At 54.4% G+C, this 4,006-nt stretch carries 4 protein-coding genes; all 4 read right to left on the bottom strand.

Annotated elements, in window-relative coordinates:
- Positions 1-75: 75 nt before the first annotated feature.
- Entirely contained in the window at positions 76-813 is a 738-nt protein-coding gene (locus tag JJU14_RS16210; protein ID WP_228614766.1) for an SDR family NAD(P)-dependent oxidoreductase, read from the bottom strand.
- A gap of 64 nt (positions 814-877) precedes the next feature.
- Positions 878-1,174: a hypothetical protein gene (locus JJU14_RS16205; protein ID WP_228614764.1), complete on the bottom strand. Its 297-nt coding sequence runs from the start codon at positions 1,172-1,174 to the stop codon at positions 878-880.
- 62 nt (positions 1,175-1,236) lie between these two features.
- Positions 1,237-1,920: a tRNA (adenosine(37)-N6)-threonylcarbamoyltransferase complex dimerization subunit type 1 TsaB gene (gene tsaB, locus JJU14_RS16200; protein WP_228614763.1), complete on the bottom strand. Its 684-nt coding sequence runs from the start codon at positions 1,918-1,920 to the stop codon at positions 1,237-1,239.
- A gap of 64 nt (positions 1,921-1,984) precedes the next feature.
- A complete protein-coding gene (locus JJU14_RS16195; RefSeq protein WP_228614762.1) occupies positions 1,985-3,931 on the bottom strand; it encodes an ATP-dependent DNA helicase in 1,947 nt (648 codons plus the stop codon).
- Between the last annotated feature and the right edge of the window lie 75 nt (positions 3,932-4,006).

Below are 4,006 nucleotides of genomic sequence, written 5' to 3'. Positions count from 1 at the left end.
CTGGCAGCATCGCCAGATGTTGAAAATACACCAGCGCCAGCCAACCCAGTTCAAAGCCAATCACAGCGCGCCAATTCATTGTTTCATCCCTTTCGCCAGACGAATTCGCCAGCGATACGGCAAAACCCGTAACAGATTTAGCGACCAGACCAGGCGTTTAGGAAAGCGAATACGCGGCTTGCTTTTATCCAGCCCCGAGACAATGCGGTTGGTGGCATCTTCCACAGTCAGTAAAAACGGCATAGCAAAATCATTTTTCTGCGTCAGCGGTGTATCGACAAAACCTGGCTCAATCAGGCTCACCGCCACTCCTTCGCTGGCCCAATCTGCCCGCAAGCTATCGGCAAAATAACTGACGGCAGCTTTACTGGCCCCATAGGCTTCAGCCCGGGTAAATGGAAAATAATGTGCCAGGCTGCTTACCAAGGCTAACCGACCTGTTGTCGCTTGTTTCAGCAAGGGCAACAGAGCAGCACTCAGTGCAACCAAGGCAAAAAAGTTAATGGCAAAGGTCTGCTCAAAGTCACTTAGCTTAAGATCAGTCGCATCCACATAGACGCAGGTACCGGCATTGAGAATCGCTAAATCCAATGGCTGACCAGAGTCTGCCACAGCCTGGCACAAGGCTGCGATGTCTTTTTCCTGAGTAAGATCCGCGGTAAAAGGCTGAATGCCAGCGTGCTGTTGTGCTAACGCATTCAACGCATCGGTCGAGCGAGCCACCGCCAACACCCGCCAGCCTGCTTTGGCATAATGGATAGCCAACTGGCGGCCAATGCCTGAGCTGGCACCGGTAATTAAGCAATAAGGCATGATGGTTCCGATTGAGGGCAATGCAGGCTTATACGAGCAGAAAGATAAGGAAGATCAGAACGGCTTAGGCGTAAAGATCAATGCCTAACATGGATTGCAGTTCAGAGCGTTGCTGTTGATTGGCAATGTCCTGATACAGCGCTGTCTTTTGCGAGGCCTGTACCCCTGCAGACATGGCATTTTTTCTGGTACGGTTTTGCTCCAGCGCATCCAGCGCTTTTTCAGAGCGGCGTATACCCCGCCCTTCCGGCAGCTCTGAGTTAACGGCGGGCTCTTGGGGCCGGGCAGGTCGGGCCGTAGTATCCCGGAAGATCCCCGCGACGCCAGTGGCAGCAAGATTGTTATCCAGACTCAGGCTCAAAGAGGTGGCTCAACAGATGGAACAATGCTCAGAGTATAACCAGATATCCGCCAACTGAAAAGTCAGCGACCAGGAAGTTTTTGCCAGCTGACGGTATCGCGCACATAGCTTGGCTCCGCTTGCTCCGCCGCTACAAAGCTGCCCGCCTGCCAGGCTGGCACGGCCAGAGTCAACATATCACGGGCTGATGGGTACATAATATCGGTGCTTTTGGCTGACTGCCATTGTTGCAGCAAGGCCCCATACGTCTGCCAGCCAGTGCCGACCGCAGTGTAATTCAGGCTTCCTTCCAACGCCGGCAGCAATTCAGGCCGGATCGCTTGCTCCTGCCCTTGCAGCTGCATAATGCCGGTATCATCCAATTGATAATGGCCAAAGTAAATTTCCGCCATACGGGCATCAATGGCTGCCAGCACCTGGCTGGCCTGGTGCAAACGCTGCGCGGCCTGCGCCATCGCCGCCAGGGTAGAAACACCAAAAACGGGCAAGTCAGCGCCAAAAGCCAGTCCCTGCGCCACGCCAACCCCAATGCGCACTCCGGTAAAACTGCCGGGCCCTTTACCAAACACCAGCCCATCAAGTTGGCTCAGTGTCAGCCCAGCATCGCTCAGCAACTGTTGCACCATCGGCAGTACCCGTTTGCTGTGTTGCTGCGGACAGACCTCATCCAAAGCCAGCACTTCGTCATTAAGCCGCAATGCGACCGAGCAGGCTTCGGTTGACGTATCCAGGGCCAGTAATTTCACATTCCACTCCAGAGCAGCACTTAAAGAGCCCGGATTTTACCTGCTCAGGCGCTAAAATGCCATGTCAGACAGACAGCTTGGCGGCGGCTTTGTCGGCAATAAACTGCAAAGCTCGGGTCAGATCCCGGGTGCGCTGCATAGGCGGCAGGCTTTTTAAGAACACTTCACCATAAGGCCGGGTCACTAGGCGGTTATCGCAAATCACCAGCACCCCTCGGTCTGTGACATCACGGATTAAGCGCCCTACGCCCTGCTTTAAGCTGATCACGGCCTGCGGCAACTGCACCGCGGCAAAAGGATCCCCCCCCTGCTTGCTACTGGCTTCCATTCGGGCTTGCAACAAAGGATCATCCGGGCTGGCAAAAGGCAGCTTGTCGATAATCACCAGACTAAGCGCATCACCACGCACATCCACCCCTTCCCAGAAGCTGCTGGTCCCCAGCAGTACCGCATCATCCAGCTGGACAAACTTATCAAGCAACACCCTTTTGCTGGTTTGACCTTGTACCAGCACCGGCTGACGGATCTGTTCCGGCAGCACATCGGCCATCCATTTCAGCATGCGGTGGCTGGTAAAGAGCATAAAGCAGCGGCCCTGATTGGCCTGAATCAGGGGAATAGCTGTTTGCAGCAGTGCTTGCTGCATAGCCTGATGCTGATGTGGCTCGGGCAGATACCGTGGCACGCAGAGCAGCGCCTGCTCGGCATAATCAAAGGGGCTGTCAAGCAGCAGACTCTCGGCCTGTTCCAGCCCCATTTGCTGTTGATAATGGGCAAAACCACCATCAACCGACAAGGTTGCCGAGGTGAAAACCCAGCTTTTTTGCTCGGCAAAAACCACAGCACGAAATTTCTCAGCGATGCTGAGCGGCGTCAGATGCAAAGTTAGATGCATGCGGCTGGTGTCGTACCAAAGACTGACATCCGGCTTGCTGGTATCGTTGAGCTTTTGCAAGCGGCTGCGGTTTTGCGCCAACCGCTCAAAGCAATGATCGGCCGCTTCACTGCGGCCCAGACTTTCCTTTAACACCTGGTACAACAAATCCATGTTCTCGGTCAGGCGCTGCAGCATGCTTTGCATCTGAGGATGCTGGCTGCGCTCGCGCCAGTTTCCCCGCTCGGGCTCCACTGGGAACTGCAAGCGCCAGTCTTTCACCTGCTGTGCAACTTTGTCGTTGATTTTGCGCAGCTGCGGGTGGTCGCGCAAATCGGTTTTGCAGGCCAGATCCAGATCGCGGCACAATTCCAGCAACTGCCTGCTGGAGACATGCTCACCAAAGTAGTCGCAGGCCAGATCCGGGAGCTGATGCGCTTCATCGAACACAAACACATCCATATTTGGCAACAGCTCACCAAAGCCGGTGTCTTTAATGGCCAGGTCGGCAAAAAACAGATGATGGTTCACTACCACCAGATCGGCCGCCTGGGCTTTTTTGCGCGCCTTTAATAAATGACAGTCTTCATACACCGGGCAATCTTTACCCAGGCAGTTGTCGGTGGTACTGGTGACATAAGGCAGGGCTTTGGAGTCTTCGGCAATGTAGGTCAGCTCGCCAATATCGCCGGTCTGGGTTTCCGCCGCCCACTTGTTGATTAAACTTAAATCCTGCATCAGCTGCGGCTCTGCCACCGGTACATGAGACACATGCTGCTCCAGCCGGTACAGGCACAAGTAATTAGAGCGACCTTTTAACAGCGCCAATTGCAGCGGGCTGGCCAAAGCGGCCGTCATGGTTGGTAAATCGCGGTGAAACAGTTGCTCTTGCAGATTCTTGGTACCGGTCGAAATCAACACTTTCTGGCCGGATAACAACGCCGGCACCAGATAAGCAAAGGTTTTTCCGGTACCGGTACCGGCTTCAGCCACCAGCACACTGTGATTATCGATGGCTTTGGCAATACTTTCCGCTAACTGCAACTGGGCATCGCGGGCATGAAAGCCTGCAATATGGCAGGCCAGCGGCCCTTCAGGACGAAATGCTGCCGCGACTTCTTTACGAATGGATGCCATGCCTGCCTTAACGGATGAAGCGAAAATTCTGTCGGCTATGGTAGCAGAAAAGGCTCAGATATAGATATCGACATG

It is taken from the genome of Alkalimonas sp. (assembly GCF_020831925.1).
Lineage (GTDB): Bacteria > Pseudomonadota > Gammaproteobacteria > Enterobacterales > Alteromonadaceae > Alkalimonas.
Note: the sequence above shows the minus strand (reverse complement) of the source record. Positions and strands in the feature narration are given on the sequence as shown.